The organism is Actinoplanes sp. NPDC051861, assembly GCF_040681145.1.
GTDB lineage: Bacteria > Actinomycetota > Actinomycetes > Mycobacteriales > Micromonosporaceae > Actinoplanes.
Genome location: NZ_JBFAYE010000033.1, coordinates 47,107 through 63,018 on the forward strand (window position 1 = coordinate 47,107; position 15,912 = coordinate 63,018).

Annotated in this window: 17 protein-coding genes; 8 read left to right on the plus strand and 9 right to left on the minus strand. The window is 70.2% G+C overall.

Translation table 11 applies throughout. The annotated features are described in order from the left end of the window. Positions 1-343 precede the first annotated feature (343 nt). Positions 344-1,537 carry a glycosyltransferase gene (locus AB0M02_RS44605; protein WP_364238594.1) on the plus strand — a complete coding sequence of 398 codons (1,194 nt, stop codon included), beginning with the start codon at positions 344-346 and terminating at the stop codon, positions 1,535-1,537. On the opposite strand, the gene AB0M02_RS44610 is transcribed toward AB0M02_RS44605, so the two are convergent. From AB0M02_RS44610 to AB0M02_RS44620, 3 genes are all read right to left on the minus strand, one after another. After that, the gene (locus tag AB0M02_RS44610; RefSeq protein ID WP_364238595.1) at positions 1,452-2,030 is read right to left on the minus strand and encodes a VanZ family protein; all 579 of its coding nucleotides are present in this window, start codon (positions 2,028-2,030) and stop codon (positions 1,452-1,454) included. The genes AB0M02_RS44605 and AB0M02_RS44610 overlap by 86 nt on opposite strands. Positions 2,031-2,074: 44 nt before the next feature. Further along, on the minus strand, positions 2,075-2,680 hold the full coding sequence (locus tag AB0M02_RS44615; RefSeq protein WP_364238596.1) for a response regulator transcription factor: 606 nt from the start codon (positions 2,678-2,680) through the stop codon (positions 2,075-2,077). 427 nt (positions 2,681-3,107) lie between these two features. Next, positions 3,108-4,091: an AraC family transcriptional regulator gene (locus AB0M02_RS44620; RefSeq protein ID WP_364238597.1), complete on the minus strand. Its 984-nt coding sequence runs from the start codon at positions 4,089-4,091 to the stop codon at positions 3,108-3,110. 75 nt (positions 4,092-4,166) lie between these two features. Between AB0M02_RS44620 and AB0M02_RS44625 the strand changes: the two genes are divergently transcribed. Next, positions 4,167-4,955, plus strand: a complete 789-nt coding sequence (locus AB0M02_RS44625; protein ID WP_364238598.1) for an NmrA family transcriptional regulator — start codon at positions 4,167-4,169, stop codon at positions 4,953-4,955. Then, a complete protein-coding gene (locus AB0M02_RS44630; protein ID WP_364238599.1) occupies positions 4,952-5,332 on the plus strand; it encodes a DUF4345 domain-containing protein in 381 nt (126 codons plus the stop codon). Before AB0M02_RS44625 ends, AB0M02_RS44630 begins: the two co-directional genes overlap by 4 nt. Here the strand turns inward: AB0M02_RS44630 and AB0M02_RS44635 are convergent. Together AB0M02_RS44635 and AB0M02_RS44640 are read right to left on the minus strand one after the other, a co-directional pair. Continuing rightward, positions 5,234-5,689 carry a DUF6010 family protein gene (locus AB0M02_RS44635; protein WP_364238600.1) on the minus strand — a complete coding sequence of 152 codons (456 nt, stop codon included), beginning with the start codon at positions 5,687-5,689 and terminating at the stop codon, positions 5,234-5,236. The two genes, AB0M02_RS44630 and AB0M02_RS44635, sit on opposite strands and share 99 nt — an antisense overlap. Before the next feature lie 54 nt (positions 5,690-5,743). Next, positions 5,744-7,846, minus strand: a complete 2,103-nt coding sequence (locus tag AB0M02_RS44640; RefSeq protein ID WP_364238601.1) for a M14 family zinc carboxypeptidase — start codon at positions 7,844-7,846, stop codon at positions 5,744-5,746. A 160-nt stretch (positions 7,847-8,006) separates the two neighbouring features. On the opposite strand from AB0M02_RS44640, the gene AB0M02_RS44645 reads away from it, so the two are divergent. The 4 genes from AB0M02_RS44645 to AB0M02_RS44660 are packed head-to-tail and all read left to right on the plus strand — an operon-like array spanning position 8,007 to position 12,440. Next, positions 8,007-9,611: a hypothetical protein gene (locus AB0M02_RS44645; protein WP_364238602.1), complete on the plus strand. Its 1,605-nt coding sequence runs from the start codon at positions 8,007-8,009 to the stop codon at positions 9,609-9,611. 5 nt (positions 9,612-9,616) lie between these two features. Beyond that, a complete protein-coding gene (locus AB0M02_RS44650; RefSeq protein WP_364238603.1) occupies positions 9,617-10,786 on the plus strand; it encodes an AAA family ATPase in 1,170 nt (389 codons plus the stop codon). After that, the gene (locus AB0M02_RS44655) at positions 10,783-12,003 is read left to right on the plus strand and encodes a VWA-like domain-containing protein (protein ID WP_364238604.1); all 1,221 of its coding nucleotides are present in this window, start codon (positions 10,783-10,785) and stop codon (positions 12,001-12,003) included. The genes AB0M02_RS44650 and AB0M02_RS44655 overlap by 4 nt, the downstream gene beginning before the upstream one ends. A gap of 20 nt (positions 12,004-12,023) precedes the next feature. Beyond that, on the plus strand, positions 12,024-12,440 hold the full coding sequence (locus tag AB0M02_RS44660) for a hypothetical protein (protein WP_364238605.1): 417 nt from the start codon (positions 12,024-12,026) through the stop codon (positions 12,438-12,440). On the opposite strand, the gene AB0M02_RS44665 is transcribed toward AB0M02_RS44660, so the two are convergent. Next, positions 12,408-12,929, minus strand: a complete 522-nt coding sequence (locus tag AB0M02_RS44665) for a pyridoxamine 5'-phosphate oxidase family protein (RefSeq protein ID WP_364238606.1) — start codon at positions 12,927-12,929, stop codon at positions 12,408-12,410. The two genes, AB0M02_RS44660 and AB0M02_RS44665, sit on opposite strands and share 33 nt — an antisense overlap. 13 nt (positions 12,930-12,942) lie before the next feature. Beyond that, positions 12,943-13,413, minus strand: a complete 471-nt coding sequence (locus AB0M02_RS44670) for a cysteine dioxygenase family protein (RefSeq protein WP_364238607.1) — start codon at positions 13,411-13,413, stop codon at positions 12,943-12,945. A 107-nt stretch (positions 13,414-13,520) separates the two neighbouring features. Between AB0M02_RS44670 and AB0M02_RS44675 the strand changes: the two genes are divergently transcribed. Beyond that, positions 13,521-14,417 carry a LysR family transcriptional regulator gene (locus AB0M02_RS44675; protein ID WP_364238608.1) on the plus strand — a complete coding sequence of 299 codons (897 nt, stop codon included), beginning with the start codon at positions 13,521-13,523 and terminating at the stop codon, positions 14,415-14,417. On the opposite strand, the gene AB0M02_RS44680 is transcribed toward AB0M02_RS44675, so the two are convergent. Both AB0M02_RS44680 and AB0M02_RS44685 read right to left on the minus strand, forming a co-directional pair. Then, on the minus strand, positions 14,350-15,177 hold the full coding sequence (locus AB0M02_RS44680) for an alpha/beta hydrolase (RefSeq protein WP_364238609.1): 828 nt from the start codon (positions 15,175-15,177) through the stop codon (positions 14,350-14,352). The two genes, AB0M02_RS44675 and AB0M02_RS44680, sit on opposite strands and share 68 nt — an antisense overlap. A gap of 21 nt (positions 15,178-15,198) precedes the next feature. Further along, complete coding sequence (locus AB0M02_RS44685; protein ID WP_364238610.1) at positions 15,199-15,852, minus strand: phosphotransferase; 654 nt, start codon at positions 15,850-15,852, stop codon at positions 15,199-15,201. Positions 15,853-15,912: the final 60 nt, after the last annotated feature.

Genomic DNA, 15,912 nt, shown 5'->3' on the forward strand with positions numbered 1-15,912 from the left:
CCACAAAGAAATTGCTTTTCCGGCGGGTTTGAATATCGTCGCCAGCGCCTTTTCGACCCGTGTGAAAATCAGGGTTCCAGCCAGGCAGGGCTGATTACAGTAGCAATTGTCATGGGCTACATGAGAGATGCTCATGTTCCTTGATCGTCGAATCCCGGCGATACATTCAGGCCTGGTCGGCTGCCCATTCGGCGGAGGATGTCATATCCACAGTGAGAAGCTCTCACCTTAGGCATGACATCTGCGACTTACGAAACAACAAATATTGCGGCAGCGTCGAAGAAGCGGAGAGTCACAAGCGATCTGTCGAGAATGCGACCGGGGGACGGCCGGGGGATCAAAAATGAGGGTGCTGCACGTCATCAGCGCGCTGGAACCGGGTGGGGCCGGGCACCAGTTGCGATTGCTGGTGCGCCGGCTCCCGCATGACAACGAGGTCGTCACGCTGGCGCCCGGCGACGCCGGGACGATGGCCGCCGGCGACGCGCCGGTTCACCGGCTGGCCAGCAGCGGCGACCACGATCCGGCCGCCGTCGCGCGCCTGCGCCGGCTCATGCGCCGCGGGCGGTACGACGTGGTGCACACGCACCTCTATCGAGCCTGCGTCCAGGGCCGGATAGCCGCCCGGCTGGCCGGTGTCCGGCACGTCGTGGCGACCGAGCACCACCTGGGCACCGAGGTCATCGAGGGGCGGCGGGTGTCGCCCGGGGTCCGCGCCCTCTACCTGACCGGCGAACGCCTCGGCCGCGTCACCATCGCCACCTCACCGGCGATCGCCGAGCACCTGCGCTCCTGGGGCGTGCCGGAGGAGCGGATCACCATGATCCCGAAGGCGATCGACCCCGCCGAGTTCCGGTTCGACCCGTGCCTGCGGGCGCGGGCCAGGGCCCGGCTGGGCATCGCGCCCGGCGTGCCGGTCGTCGGCGCGGTCGGCCGGCTCGAGCCGGATCGCCGCTTCGACCTGCTGATCCGTGCGATCGGCGAGGTGCCGGGCGCGACCCTGCTGCTGGTCGGCGACGGCCCGGCCCGGGCCGCGCTGGAGCGTCTCGCGGACATCGAGGGGGTGTCCGATCGCGTGCGCTTCGCGGGGGCGGTCGGCCACGCCCGCGAGATGCTCTGCGCCATGGACGTCTTCGCCTCACCGGACCAGGAGACGTTCGGGCTGACCACCCTGGAGGCGATCGCCGCCGGGCTGCCGGCGCTCTACGCCGCATGCGCTCCGCTGGAGGAACGCGCCGCGCTGCGCACCCCGGTCCGGGGCACCCAGCGTCTGTCCCGCGACCGCGAGTCACTGCCCCGCGCGCTGCGTGCCGAACTGCTCTGCCTCGCCGAGCGCCGAGGCGAGCGGCTGCCGCCCCGATCGGCGGGTGTCCGGTACGACGCGGACCACCTCGCCGATTCCGTCGGCCGCCTTTACGAGCACATCGCGGACGGTCCCGGGCGGCGCCGGGTCATCGCACCGCTACTGGCGTACCGCGGTCGGTTCGGGCGAAAGAACAGCTTTCCACTGCCCGGCGGAAACGTTCGTAACGCATGAGCCTGCGGAACAGCAGATAACCGACGAGAGCGCCGAGCGTGTTCGACATCAGGTCGTTCACGTCGGGCCATCGGTTGGCGTGCAGCTGGATCACCAGAACGGCCTGTGAGACCTCGATGGCGAGGCTGATCAGGAAGCCCGTGAGCACGACCCGGCGCTGTTCCCGGACGCCGAACATGATGTACATCAGCGCGGCCATCGGCAGCGTCATCACGGTGTTCAGAATGACGTCGGCGGGGCGGGCGCTGAGCACCGGTTCGAGAATCAACCGGTACGGCTCCGGGTCGCCGGCGCCGGGGCCCCAGGAGAGCGGCAGCGGCAGCATGGTCGCGCCGAGCACCGCCACCGTCCACCAGCTCGCGAACCAGGCCATGCCCAGGCGAGCCCGGGTCATCAGGCCGCGCCGGTGCAGCACGGCGCCGGAGACGGCCATCAGAAAGACGCCCAGGGGCAGCAGGATCGGCAGAGCCGGGATGGTGATCTGGTGCGTCATCGGCACTTACGCTACGCCAACCGACTGGGCACACCCTGTGAAATTCAGCGCAGCCAGCCCTGCTTGCGGGCGATCCGGATGGCGTCGAGGCGGTTGCGGGCACCGGTCTTGGAGATGATCGCGGACAGGTAGTTGCGGACCGTCCCGCCGGACAGGTAGAGCCGCCCGGCGATCTCCTTGACCGACTCACCCTCAGCGGCCAGCCCGAGCACCTCGAGCTCGCGGGTGCTCAGCCCGCGGTCGGTGTTGAGCGAGGCGGCCTGCAGCATCGGCGAGACCACCCGCTCACCGCTGGCCAGGCGGCGCACAGCGTCCGCCAGCATGGCCGGCGAGGAGTCCTTGACCAGGAAGTTCAGCCCGCCGTTCCACCGGCGCGGCGGGAGCATGCCGCGCTTGGACGGATCGCAGAGCAGCAGCATGGAGCAGGACGGGATCGCGGTGTGCAGGTCCTCGGCGATCGGGAGCACCTGACTCACCATGTACTCCGTGTCGATCACGACGACGGTCGGCCACAACTGCGCGGCCCGCTGCGCGAGGTCGCCCCCGATCGGGAGCGTGTCGACGTAGTGCATGTCCGGCTCGGTCTCGAGGAACGCGCGCACGGGGACACCGAAATATCCCTCGTCTCTCACCACGACGACCCGGATCATCACACCACCCTCGTCGATGGACACCGCCGGCCACGGCCGGCGCGTCGGTCTGATGCTTTACCTTTCTATCGCCCCGTGTCCATTCCGCGGACGGCGGGCCGACAGATCTTCCAGTGATCCGGAACAGCGTGGGTTGTCCCAGCTCAAAACAACTCCGTGCCACCGGAGATCGCTGCCGGGCCCGTACTTAACGTAACGGTCGGGGGCACTGTTCGCACATAGCCTTAGCCGATCGACTGACCGAGGTCTGCCGGATCTACTAATCGAGGGGCCGAAATGATCGCGTCACCGATCAGATACCCTGTGGTAACCGTGGTCAATTACCCTTTTTCCAGGATAAATCGGACAGCAAAGTGATCCTTATTCGCCATTCCGATCACCTGAAAGTGATATTGGCAGGGCTATCGCAACCAGACCGTTATTCGCTCTATTCGCCAGCGAACGTGAAAGTGTCTGACCGAACCGAATTCGGATTTGCCCGTACCCTCCCGGGTGGTACCCCGAACGTGCGCTTGAACGCCCGGCAGAAGGCCGCCTCCGACGCGTACCCGAACCGGCGCGCCACGGCGGACAGCGGCTCCCCGCTCTCCCGCAGGTGCGCGTGCGCCAGCCACATCCGCCACTGCGCCAGGTACTGCATGGCCGGCTCGCCCACCAGGTCGGTGAACCGGGCCGCGAACGCCGACCGGGACATCCCCGCCTCCCGGGCCAGCGACACCACACTCCAGTCCCGGCCCGGCGTCCGGTGGATCGCCGCGAGCGCCCGGCCGATCTGGTCGTCGCGCAGCGCGGCCAGCCAGCCCTGGTGCGCCTCCGGCGCGCTGCCGAGCCAGGCCCGGATCGCCTGGATCACCAGGATGTCGGTGAGCCGGGTCAGCACGGTCTCGCCACCCGGGCGCAGCGCCTGCGCCTCCCGGGCGATCAGCTGCAGGGTGCTGTGCAGCCAGCCGGCGTCCGGCTCCTCCCATGAGTCCAGACAGATCACCGGCGGGAGCTGGGTGACGAGCCGGTCGCCGGCCACGTGGTCGAATCGCAGCACCCCGTACGTCACCTGTGTCCGCTCGCCACCACCGCCGTACGTCAGCAGCTCGTAGTGCTCGCAGATCGGCTCGACCGGCAGGTCGAACAGCGGCACGACCGGCAGGCCCGCCGCACTGCGGAACCGGTGCGGCGTGCCGTGCGGGATCAGCGTGAGGCTGCCGGCGGCCAGGCGCAGCGGCTCGGCACCGTCCACCTCGAGCAGGCAGCCGCCGGCGGTGACGACGACCATGGCCAGCTGGCCGGGCAGCGGCGGGACGTCGATGCCCCACGGAGCGGTGAGCTCGGCGCGGCAGTAGAACGTCCCGGTGAGGCGCAGCAGGTGCAGCGCCTCGCCGAGGGGATCGGTGGCGAGCATGTCCCCATCGTCCACGATCCTGGACGATCTGCAAAGCAGTCGGGACTTTGAACGATTGTTCGTCCACGGGAGACGCTTCAGGCTGGTGCCATGACAGAGATTCTTGTTCTCGGGGCGCGCGGCAAGACCGGGCGCCGGGTGGTCGAGCGGCTCTCGGCGGCGGGGCACGCGTACCGGGCGGTGGGGCGGCCGGTGTTCTCGTGGGAGGACCGGGGGACGTGGTCCTCGGTGCTGACGGGTGTGGTTTCCGCGTACATCGTGCATCCGGAACTCGCCGCACCCGGCGTGAGCGACATGATCGAGGCCTTCGCGAAGCGGGCGAAGGCCGCCGGGGTCCGCAGGCTGGTGTTGCTCTCCGGCCGCGGCGAAGCGGGCGCGGAGCGGTGCGAGGAGGTCGTGGCGGCCTCCGGGCTGGACCACACACTGGTACGCGCCAGCTGGTTCGCCCAGAACTACACCGAGGGCCTGCTCGTCCCGTCGGTGGAAGCCGGCCTGATCGCCCTGCCGGCCGGCGACGTCGGCGAGCCGATCGTCGACGCCGACGACATCGCCGACGTGGCGGTGGCGGCGCTGACCACCGACGGGCACAGCGGCCGCCTCTACGACGTGACCGGCCCACGGCTGCTGACGTTCGCGGAGATGGCCGCCGAGATCAGCGCGGCGGCCGGGAAGCCGGTCGGGTACGCCCCGGTCGACCCGGAGACGTTCCGCGCCGCGCTGGTCCCGATGGTCGGCCCCGAGCAGGCGGACATGCTCACCCAGCTGTGTGCCGAGGTGTTCGACGGGCGCAACGAGAAGGTCGGCAACGGCGTACGTGAGGCCCTCGGCCGCCCGCCCCGCGACTTCACCGACTTCTGCGCGAACGCGTGGACGGCGTGAACCGGGTCGTGCTCGGGCTGGCCGGCGCGGTGGTCCTGATGATCGGGCTGGCGAGCCTGGTCGCGCCGGTCGCCTTCCACGAGTCCAACGGGATCACCGGCGCCGGTACCGGGCTGCTCAACGAGACGCGGGGCACCGGCGGCGGGCTGATCGGGCTCGGCGCGATCGTCCTGGCCGGGGCGTTCGTCCCACGGCTGGCGGTGTTCTCGGCCGTCGCCGGGTCGGTGGTCTACCTGGGGTTCGGGCTGGGCAGGGTGGTCAGTCTGGCGGCCGACGGGTCACCGGGCGGCGGGCTGATCCTCGCCGCGGTGGTGGAGATCGCCCTGGGACTGGCCTGCGGTTTCGTCTTGCTTGGATCGCCTCGGAAAGTGCAGTGACGGCCCACCCGCCAGGCACCACAGGGCGATGACCGGGTCGCAGAGCGCGCAGCCGAACGACGAGTTGTGGTCGAACGGCAGGATCGGCTCGCCGCGCAGGTGGTGCACGACGTCCCAGGCGGTGTGCAGCAGCCAGCCCACCCCGATCCAGGTCCACGACGTCAGCCCGCGGAACGCGACGAACGCCAGCACCGCGGCGAACGCGACCTCGCCAACACCCAGCCCGCCGCCGCTCAGATAGGCGGCGCCCGCACCGCCGACCATGATCGCGTTGAACGGCCGGCGGTGCGGGTCAGGAATCAGCGAGCTGAGGACGACATAGGCAACGCCGATCAGGATCGGCACCAGAACGTTCATGAGCAGAACGTAGGTGCCGATCCCGACCCGGCACAGTGGCCGGAATGCCGACTGTCAACGGGTTCTGGCCACGTCGCTTCCGGTCTCCTTGGCGATCCGGACCAGTTCGAGGAGTCCGGACGCGTACTCCTGCGACTCGGCGTGCGCCTCGTCGAACGGCGGCTGGAAACCGACTCCCTCCCACTGCTGCGTGGCCTCGTTCCAGCGGTCGTTGCCGACCTCGAAGTTCCACGCGGTGATGCCGAGGTCGTAGTACAGGTGATCGGCGGAGTTGCCGGCCGCGGAGTAGAGCACGTCGGCGACCGGCCCGGTGTACGCCGGCCACGTGACCGTGCCCCGCTCGGACGAGATGGCCCCGACGATCCGCTTCGCGCTGTCCAGGAAGTACTTCTGCTCGTCGATCGACGGCCGCGGCAGCGTCACCCGGCCCGGCACCTTGTACGCGCCGGGCGCCCACATGAAGTAGCCGCCGTAGCTGTGCACGTTGAGCGAGAACTTGATGTTGGTGTGCGCCTCGGCCAGGGCGATCACGTTGCGGCTCTCCGCCTCGGACAGTTCGGCGGTGCCCGCGTACGTGCCGGACAGGCAGTTGGCACTGGCACCCACGTAACCGTCGAAGTAGGACCCGACCGCGTAGTTGCGGTTCACGTCGACGCCCCACGAGTTGCGGTACCGCGGGTCACGCGAGGCACCCGTGCAGTGGTTGACGATGTTCTTGCGCTGGAAGTTGAAGTCGTTGAACGAGTAGTTCGCCCCGTCCGGGTTCACCATCGGGATGACGAAGACGTCCACCGAGTCGACCAGGTCGCGGGTCGCCGGGTCGCTCGCGTAGTTGGCCAGCAGCCGCTCCGCGAACTCCAGCGTCACCAGCGGCGTCGCCCACTCCCGCGCGTGCTCCTGCGAGTAGGCGAGCACACCCGGCTTCGAGCCGTCGCGGACCTTGCCGATGCGCAGCGCCTGCACCGTCCACGGCTTCTTGGAGACCTCCGTGCCGGCCAGCCCGTCGTCCAGCCGCGCCGGTCCGGCGACCGGCATCGTCAGACCCGCCGAGCCGTCCTCCACGAACGCCCGGAACCGCTGCGGGAACTTCGCCGAGATGAAGGCGGCCACCTGGTCGGTCGTGCTGATCACCCGGCCGCCGGCATCCGTCGCGAGACGCACGGTCAAAACCCGATCACGGTACGCGGCGGACAGCGCGCGATTCGCGGCACCGGGATCGACGGTGCGCACCTGGACACCGTTCATGCCCTGGTCACCGAACTTGACGGAGTCGACGACGATCGCGGCCGTGGCCGGGTCGCCCAGGTAGGCGACAGCGGTACGCCGGTACCCCTGCGTCCTGTTCGGCAGGTTGATCACGTCGACCAGCTTCGGGTACTGCCGGCCCAGCCGCTTGATCCGCGCGGCGATGTCGGTCGGCGTCATGTACGCGTCCACGAAGTCCTTCTGGTACCCGCTCGGCAGCGCCGGCGGGGTGCTGCCCGGCCAGGCCTGCGGGGTGATCGCCCGGGACGTCCCGCCCAGGCTGGAGGTCGCCTTGACGCTGACCGGACGGCCGGGTAGCGGCTGGGGCAGCGCGTAGTGGTACTGGTACTCGTCCGCGTCCTCGAACCGGACCAGCGGGTACGACCCGGTGGTCCCGTCCGCGGCGGTCCAGGTCACCGTGATCTCCACATCCGGGTCGTCGGAGGCGGTCGTGGCGACCTGCGTCTGCAGGAACGTGCGGCCGTTGCTCGTCCACCAGTACGCCTGGAGGAACTGCAACGTGTCGGCGGCCGCGGCCCGCAGGCTCTGCGCCCGCAGACCGGCGGTGGCGGACTCGCGCTGGATCAACTGGACCGGCCTGGCGCCCTCGGCGGTCAGCGCGGCCAGTTCCCGGTCGTCGACCACGAGGTCGGCGAGGACGGCACCTGGGACGGTGCGTGGCCGTGCCGCGACGTCGGCGCCGCGTGCGACCAGGCGGTCGAAAGCCGCCTCGTCCGGTAGCTGGAATCGGATCAGGCCACGTTCGCCACTCGCCAGGCTGATCGGCGCGGGAGTGGGCGCCTCGGCTCCGGCTCTGGTTTCGGCGGCAGCGGCGCTAGCGGGAACGGTCAACAGACCGGCGGTCAGGACTGCGGCGGTCAGGGTGGCCGGCCAACGGCGTCCGGACGACATCGAACCTCCTGCGGCTTCGAAGGATGTTGCCCTCACCGCAATCCATAGATCCGAATCTGTCAATGACGCTGGCCGAATTCCCGGTCCCGGCGGTACGCTGCCTCGCGATGAACACCTTCCTGTGTGGATTGGGGGTCTCGTTCGCCGAAGGTGAGTGCTGATGCACTCCGACGCGACCGGGAACACCCGCCTTCTCGCCTGGCTGCGCGTGCGCCAGTTCGCCGTGCCGCCCACCATGATCAAAACCGCGACCGCCCGCCGCCTCACCGGCGACTGGGCCGGGGCGTGCGCCGCCGCGCGCTTCGACACCGACCTCAACCCGCGCGCGGTCGCCCGTCTGTACGGCGCCCAGGTCGCCGCCCAGCTCCGCGCCGACCTGCGCGACCTCGCCCCTGACCTGCTCCGATGGCACTTCCCCCGGGTAGCGCCGGACGGGCTGCTACGTCCCGGGCTGACTCTGACGCTCGCCCGCTACGACCCGCCGGGTGAGGGGCCGTTGCATCTGGTCGCCCGCACTCCCCCGGCCTGGGCCGACGCAGGACAGCGGATCAGCCTCGCGCTGTGGTCCCGCTCCCACCGCGAACCCAGCCCCGACCGCCGCTTCCGCCTAGACCTACACCGACACCTCTGGAACGCCCACAACTCCCCCACCCTCCCCACCCACCGTGTGGAGTACGGGTCAACGGGCGAGCCCAACTCCACACACCCACCACTCGACCTTCAGCGTGTGGAGTACGGGTTAACCGGCGGGCCCAACTCCACACACCCAGCACTCGACACCCAGCGTGTGGAGTACGGGTTCACGGGCGGGCCCAACTCCACACACCCACCACTCGACACCCAACGTGTGGAGTACGGGTTCACGGGCGGGCCCAACTCCACACACCCACCACTCGACACCCAGCGTGTGGAGTACGGGTTCACGGGCGGGCGCAACTCCACACACTCGGCGCTTGACACCCAGCGTGTGGAGTTTGGGTTTGTGGGTGGGATGAAATCCACACACTTGGCGGGGTTGGTGGGGTTGGCGGTGGGGCGGTGGGCTGAGGAGGCGCGGATTCTGCTGGAGGCCGACGGTGCCCGTGGGCCGGTTCTCGTGCGGGTCGGCTGTGGGCGGCGGCTGTTGTTCGATCCCGAACGGCTCACCGCGGAGCTGGTGCGGGTGCGCGCTTCGGCGGGGCTGCCGATTCTGCCGTACGCGGCCACCTGGGTACCGCCGGACCTGGAGTTGCTGAGCGCCGGACTGATCGAGCCCGAGGCGCTGCACCCGCTCGTGGCGGCGGCGCTCGTGCCCGGATACCGGCCGTCTCCCGCTGCGGCGGCGGAACCGGCGCCCGAGCGGATCGTCGACTGCCGTGGCGCCCGGCACCGGATCGGGCTCGCCGCCGGAGTCCTCGCGCCGCTCGACCACGACCCCGCCGAACTGCGCCGCGAGGCGCTGCTGGTGGCACTCGGCGGCACACCGCTGCCCTGCCTGCAAGCCGTTGATCTGGTCAACCGGCACCCGGAGTCACTCGACGACGTCCGGGCGCGGCTCGACCACGGTGACTACGACGGCGCTCTCGCCGAGGTGGAGCGCCTGCTCGGCCCGTCCGCGACGCTGCGCGAGGGCCCGCTGCGCGACGAACTGGAGGCGGCCGCCGCCCGGCGTCTCACCCACAGCATGTACCGCTCCGGGCTGACCGGGTACGGACCGCCCCGCCACACCCGTCCGCCCCGCCGGCTCTCGAAAAGACTCACGAAAACCCTCTCGAAGACAAGGTGATGCATTTGACCTCTCTCGACGTTGCCTCCGACCTTCTCGACCTGCTGGGTGACACCCGCACCGAGCCACGGCCGGACGTCCAGTTGGAGGCGCTGACCCTCGCCGTCAGCGCCGACCTGCCCGTGCTCCTCTGGGGCGAGCCGGGCATCGGCAAGACCTCTGCCCTCGAACAGCTCGCCGGCGCGCTCGAGCTTCCGCTGACCACGGTGATCGCGAGCGTGCACGAACCGTCGGACTTCGCCGGGCTGCCCGTGGTCGGCGACGATCCGGCTGTGCAGGGGGTACCGATGGCGCCTCCGGAGTGGGCGGTGCGCTTAGCGCGTACCGGAAAGGGGTTGCTCTTCCTCGACGAGCTCTCCACCGCCCCGCCGGCCGTGCAGGCCGCCCTGCTTCGCGTGGTTCTCGAACGCCGCGTCGGCGCACTCAGCCTGCCGCCCGGCATCCGCATCGTCGCCGCCGCCAACCCGCGCGCCTCCGCCGCCGACGGCTGGGAGCTCAGCGCCCCGCTCGCCAACCGCTTCGTGCACCTGCGGTGGGTGTACGACCACGACGTCGTCGTTCGCGGCCTCGGCGGCACCTGGCCCCGCGCGACCCTGCCCCGCCTCGATCCGGACCGCCTGCCGGAAGCGGTCGCGCTCGCCCGGCGCGCGGTCTGCGGCCTGCTGACGGCCCGGCCCAAACTGGTGCACGACCTTCCCAGCACCGAGACCCGCCGCGGCGGTCCCTGGCCGTCGCCGCGCAGCTGGGAGATGACGCTGCGCCTGCTGGCCTTCGCCACCGCGGCCGGTGCGTCTCGTGAGGTGTTGTCGTTGCTGGTACGCGGCACGGTCGGCGACGGACCCGGCCTGGAGTTGCTGGCCGCCCTGGACAGGCTCGACCTCCCCGACCCGGAGGATCTGCTGGCGTCACCGGAGACAGCGGTCCTGCCGGGCCGGGGGGACCTGCGCCAGGCTGTGCTGGACGGGGTGGTGCAGGCGGTCCGGAAGCGGCCGGAACGCTCGCGGTGGGATGCGGCGTGGGCGGTGCTGGCCCGGGCGTTGGACACGGGCGCGCCCGACCTGGTCGTGGTACCCGCGACCGCACTCGCCGAGCTCCGCGAACCCGACTGGGACGTCCCACCGGTGATCGACCGGCTGAGCGGCGCGGTCTCCGTCTCCCAGCGGGCGAGCCGATGACGGCCGCCCTCGAACTGGACTGGGAGAAGTTGTTCGCGGCGCGGTTGTCTGCCACGCGGGCGCGGCCCTATCTGGCGACGGCGCTGTTCGCTCTGCGGGCGGTGGCGTCGGACCGGGTGCCGACCATGGCGGTGGACACGCACTGGCGGTGTTACGTGTCGCCGCGGTTCGTGGACTCCATGCCGGTCGGCGAGCTCGGTGGCGTCTGGGTGCACGAGGTGTCACACCTGCTGCGTGATCATCACGGGCGCGGCGATCGGTATGCCGCCACGCTCGAGGACGGCGCCGGCGAGCGGCTGCGGATCAACATCGCGGCGGACTGCGAGATCAACGATGACGTCTACGGCGACGGCCTGCCGTGGCCGGACGGTGCGGTGCGGCCCGAGCACCTCGGCCTCGAACCGGGTGAGCTGATGGAGGACTATCTGCGGCGGTTCACGCTGGGGGCGCGTACCCAGAACTGGGCCTGGCTGGACTGCGGCAGCGGAGCGGACGGTCTGGAGCGGCCGTGGGATCTCGAACCGTGTGAGGAGGACGGGCTCACCCGGGAGGAACGGGACGCGATCCGGTTCCGGGTGGCGCGCGGGATGGACGGCCCACCGGGTAGCGCCCCGGCCGGCTGGCGACGGTGGGCGGAGGAGGTGTTCCATCCGCCGCAGCCGTGGCGGGCACTGCTGGGCGCGGCGGTTCGATCCGCGGTGTCGGCGGGAGGGACGGGGGACGATTACACGTACGCCAAACCCGCCCGCCGCACCACAAGCCTGCCGGGAGTGATCCTTCCCAGCCTGCGCCGCCGCCCTCCCCGGGTCTCCGTCGTCATCGACACCTCCGGCTCGGTCAGCGACGAGGAGCTCGGCACCGCCCTCCTGGAGATAGCCGAGATCGGCCGCGCCGTCGGCGGACGGGGCACGGTGACCGTGATGTCCTGCGACGCCGCCGCCCGCGTCGCCGAGCCGCTCTGCCGCGCCGAAGGCATCTCCCTGGTCGGCGGAGGCGGCACCGACCTGCGTTCCGGTTTCACGAAAGCCCTGGCCGGCACCCCGCGACCCGACGTGATCGTCGCCCTGACCGACGGCTTCACCCCGTGGCCGTCCAGTCCTCCCCCGTGCCGGACTGTTGTCGGCCTCTTCCGAAGACCGGTGCCGCACCCGGACGATGACTACACCTATCGGCGCCCGCAGACGCCGGGTTGGGCCCGCACCGTTCAGATCGGCTGACCAATGACACGGAGGGCAGCATGGCTGAGATGGTTGATCACACCTCCTTCGGCACCACCAAGTGGACATTTCGCACGTTCCACATGAACCTGGGTTTCTACGTGGAGTGGGGCGCCGAGACGATCCGCGAGAAGCCCGGCGGGTGGGGCTGGCAGCGCGCCGGCACTCCCCGCCCGTTCACGCTTCAAATGATCAACGGAGCCGGCGACATCGCCGACGCGGCCACCCTGAACCCTCTGGTGACGGTCGAGCGAGGATTCAACAAGATCTGGGTGGTCTTCGGGTGGATGGGTTCACCCGGTCCCGGCGACGGCGTCTATCCGCAGCCGATACAGCCCTTCGATCCCCGGCTCATCACCGACGTGGTCATGAACTTCAGGCACCGAGGTCACGGTTACCGGCTCTCACACGTCGACGGCCTCTCGATCGTCCCCTAGATCCGGCCACTTTTGCGCTGCATGAGTTCCGCGATCGCGGTGGGCATGGTGGTCTCGAAGTCGATCAGTTTGGCCCAGGTCGGTTTCACCACGATCCGGACCATGCCGTCGTAGAGCGCCCGCACGCCCCACCTCCCACTCGGCCCGCTGTTCAGGGGTCATCTCGTAGGTGCCGTTCCACTGGAAGTACTCGTCCGGGATGCCGTCGACCGGGTCCAGCTCTGCCTGGCCGCGCAGGAGCAGGACCCGGGGCGGGTGTGACTCGGTGTCGATGGTCAGGGCGACCGCGGGGTTGCGGCGCAGCGCGGGGAGTTTGCGGGCGTTCGTCGCGGTGCACATGACGATTTCGGTGCCGTTCCAGACGATGCCGATGGGGATCGACCGCGGGGTGCCGTCGAGTGCGATGAAGGCCATCCTGGCCAGGTCACGGGACAGGAGTTCCTGGCTGAGCGGGCGGTTCAGCACGTCGTCGATGGCGCTCTGGTCCATGATTCGGAACTCCTCAGTTGTAGTAGCGGCGGGCGCTGGAGCCGACACGGGAGATGTCCGTGCCGTAGATGTGCAGGCTGATGACGGTCTCGTCGCCGACGTTGCGGACGCGGTGGATGTCTCCGGGCGGTGCGAAGCCGCTGACCTCGCCGGGCGGGGTGTCTCGCGTACCGATGAGGTTGAGGTCTTCGTCGAACAACTCCTCGTGCTCGACGCCGGACAGCACGCCCACGGCGCACCAGGTGATGTGGTCGTGGATCCGGGTGGTCTGTCCGGGGCGCCAGACCAGGGCGAGGATGGAGAACGGTCCGGCGTGCAGCACGTGGCCGGCGACGCCGTCGGGGCTGCCGAGGCGCTGATCGGGTGTGAGGATCTCGGGGCCGGGCAGGTGTGCACGGAGCTGATCGGCGACCAGTTTCGCGGTGTCCGTCCAGTCGGCCCGTACGTCGATCGCTCGCCGCACGGCCGCGATGAGGCTGGTCATGTCGCATCCTTCGTTCGCTGAGTGGGGTTGGTCCCCCTCAGCGTCGCGCGCGACGACTCATTCGTCTAATGACAATAGTTGGGCGAACTCATGCGTACTCTTTATGGATGCTGGACATCGCTCGGTTACGGGTTCTCGCGGCGATCGCCGCGCACGGTTCGGTCACCAATGCCGCCAAGCAGCTGAACTACTCCCAGCCCGCCGTCAGCCACCACCTGGCCCGGCTGGAGGCCGAGACCGGGGCGAGGCTCGTCCAGCGGGTCGGGCGGGGCATCCGGCTCACCCCGGAGGGCGAGCACCTGGCCCGCCGCGCCACGGAGATCGTCGGCCGGGTGGACACGGCCGCAGCGGAGCTGTCCGCGATGGTGGGCCTGCGCACCGGCCGGGTCCGGGTCGCCGGCTTCCAGTCGGCGCTCGCCACGCTCGTGCCGCACGCCGCGGGCACCCTGCGCCGTGAGCACCCGGGCGTCGAGATCCATCTGGTCGAGGCACATCCGCGCGTCGCCCTCGATCTGCTGCGGGCCGGGCAGGTCGACGTCGCGATGATCTTCCGGTACGACGACACGACCCCCGACGACGTCCGCGCCACGCACCTGTTCGACGACCCGATGTATCTGCTCAGCCTCGAACCCGGCCAGACGCTCGCGGGCAACCGCGCCGCCGCCTGGATCGCGGGCTGCGACAACTGCCGCCGCGACTTCCTCGACGCCTGTGACAGGACCGGTTTCGTGCCGTCCATCGCATACATCAGTGACGACACGATCGTCCAGCAGGCACTGGTCGCCGCGGGAATGGGCGTGACCACCACGCCGGGGCTGACGCTGCGCACCCACCACGCGCCCGGAATCCAGCCCAGCCTCATCGAGGGCTTCCGGCGACGTGTTCACCTCGCAACATACGGCGATCCGCCCGATCCGCCGGCGACCACAGCGTTCATCAGCGCCCTGCACCAGGCGGTCCAGGAGACCCAGCCAGGGGTGACACCCGGTCGAGCCACTCGTTGACCAGCGCCTCGAACAACCCCGGCTGCTCGATCTGCAGGTTGTGCCCGGCGACGTCCAGCACCGCGAACGTCGCCCTCGGATAGTGCTCCAGCAGCGCGAACTGATCCACGAAGCCGACACTGCTGTCCTGGCGACCGGTCAGGATCAGGGACGGGCCGGTGTAGGGCGGACCGCTCTCCGGATCGGCAGTGAGCACCCACCTCTGGGCGATGCGAGCCATCGCCACCTGGTCGGCCTCCTCGAGACCGCTCCAGATCTCGTCGTGGAAGCGGCGGCGGGTCTCGCCGGTCTGCACCACGGACATAGCCTCGAACTCAGCCTCGAAGCGGGCGTCCCCCGTGCGGGACAGGGCGGGGTCGCGGTGCAGAACCGCGTGCTCGGGGACGGTGCGCCGGTTGCGCTCGACCCTGGTGCCGATCGGGCAGATCAGGGCGAGGCCGCGCACCTGGGACGGGCGGTCGCGGGTGAGGGCGCGGGCCAGGTAACCGCCGTAGGACTCACCGGCCAGCAGGAAGGGCTCGTCACCGAGCTGTTTGTCGACGAACTCGTGCACGGCGGCGAGCACGTCGTCGGAGCTCGCGATCGACGGGGCGGCGGTGGAGCGGCCCATGCCGGGCAGGTCGGGGTAGAGGCGGCGGAAGCCGGGGCGGGCGGCGAAGACCGGCTCCAGGCAGCCGAGCATCAGCCGGTGGTCGGGCGTCCAGCCGTGCAGGGCCAGGACCGGGGTGCCGGCGCCTCTCTCGACGAAGTGCAGGGACATCGATCCTCCGGAGTGTCGCGGTCACCCCGGATGCTGCCACGCCCCTATGACAGAAATGACGAGTTCGGCGGCGGCCGGGGAGGCCTCGTCGCCGATCTGCGTACGGCGGAAGCCCATGGCGGCGTCCAGCGCGGACAGCGGGTCACCGCCGGCCGCGCGGAGGAACTCGTCGATCAGCGGCGTGACCAGGGCGGCCAACGGATGGTCCGGGGAGATCGCGACCTCGGCCAGGATGATCGCGGATAGCGCCACGTCGACGTCCGGGGAGCCCTCGCGGACGTTGCGCCAGTCGATGACGACCGGGCCGCGGGCGGTCAGCATGACGTTCTCGGGGTGCAGGTCCAGGTGCAGGATCCGGTCACCGGGGCGGCGGGCCAGCCGGGGCGGTACGGCGTGCAGCCGCCGGTGCAGCCCGGCGAGCATTTCGGCGGCCTCCGGCACGGTCAGGTCGCCGGCTGCGGCCATGGTCGGCCCGTCGAGACGCTCCAGAACCAGGTCGGTGCCGGCCGCGTCGAAGACTCGCGGCACCGGAAAATCAAGATCCCAGAGGTACGCCATGACGTCAGCCTCGTCCGCGACGTCCCCGCCGTGCCGGTAGCGCCGCAGCACCCGGTGCTGGTCGATGGCATAGACGTCGGCTTCCCGGCCCGATCCGATCAGTTCCCAGGTCGTCACAGGCGCCACGCTAACGGTCCACGCAAACCCGACCCACGTCACGCGCTTGCGGGCGGCGCG

What these genes read in the sequence shown, in the direction of transcription:
- AB0M02_RS44605 (WP_364238594.1), top strand. Translation starts at nt 344, where the DNA reads ATGAGGGTGCTGCACGTCATCAGCGCGCTGGAACCGGGTGGGGCCGGG.
- AB0M02_RS44610 (WP_364238595.1), bottom strand. Translation starts at nt 2,030, where the DNA reads ATGACGCACCAGATCACCATCCCGGCTCTGCCGATCCTGCTGCCCCTG.
- AB0M02_RS44615 (WP_364238596.1), bottom strand. Translation starts at nt 2,680, where the DNA reads ATGATCCGGGTCGTCGTGGTGAGAGACGAGGGATATTTCGGTGTCCCC.
- AB0M02_RS44625 (WP_364238598.1), top strand. Translation starts at nt 4,167, where the DNA reads ATGACAGAGATTCTTGTTCTCGGGGCGCGCGGCAAGACCGGGCGCCGG.
- AB0M02_RS44635 (WP_364238600.1), bottom strand. Translation starts at nt 5,689, where the DNA reads ATGAACGTTCTGGTGCCGATCCTGATCGGCGTTGCCTATGTCGTCCTC.
- AB0M02_RS44640 (WP_364238601.1), bottom strand. Translation starts at nt 7,846, where the DNA reads ATGTCGTCCGGACGCCGTTGGCCGGCCACCCTGACCGCCGCAGTCCTG.
- AB0M02_RS44645 (WP_364238602.1), top strand. Translation starts at nt 8,007, where the DNA reads ATGCACTCCGACGCGACCGGGAACACCCGCCTTCTCGCCTGGCTGCGC.
- AB0M02_RS44655 (WP_364238604.1), top strand. Translation starts at nt 10,783, where the DNA reads ATGACGGCCGCCCTCGAACTGGACTGGGAGAAGTTGTTCGCGGCGCGG.
- AB0M02_RS44660 (WP_364238605.1), top strand. Translation starts at nt 12,024, where the DNA reads ATGGCTGAGATGGTTGATCACACCTCCTTCGGCACCACCAAGTGGACA.
- AB0M02_RS44665 (WP_364238606.1), bottom strand. Translation starts at nt 12,929, where the DNA reads ATGGACCAGAGCGCCATCGACGACGTGCTGAACCGCCCGCTCAGCCAG.
- AB0M02_RS44670 (WP_364238607.1), bottom strand. Translation starts at nt 13,413, where the DNA reads ATGACCAGCCTCATCGCGGCCGTGCGGCGAGCGATCGACGTACGGGCC.
- AB0M02_RS44675 (WP_364238608.1), top strand. Translation starts at nt 13,521, where the DNA reads ATGCTGGACATCGCTCGGTTACGGGTTCTCGCGGCGATCGCCGCGCAC.
- AB0M02_RS44680 (WP_364238609.1), bottom strand. Translation starts at nt 15,177, where the DNA reads ATGTCCCTGCACTTCGTCGAGAGAGGCGCCGGCACCCCGGTCCTGGCC.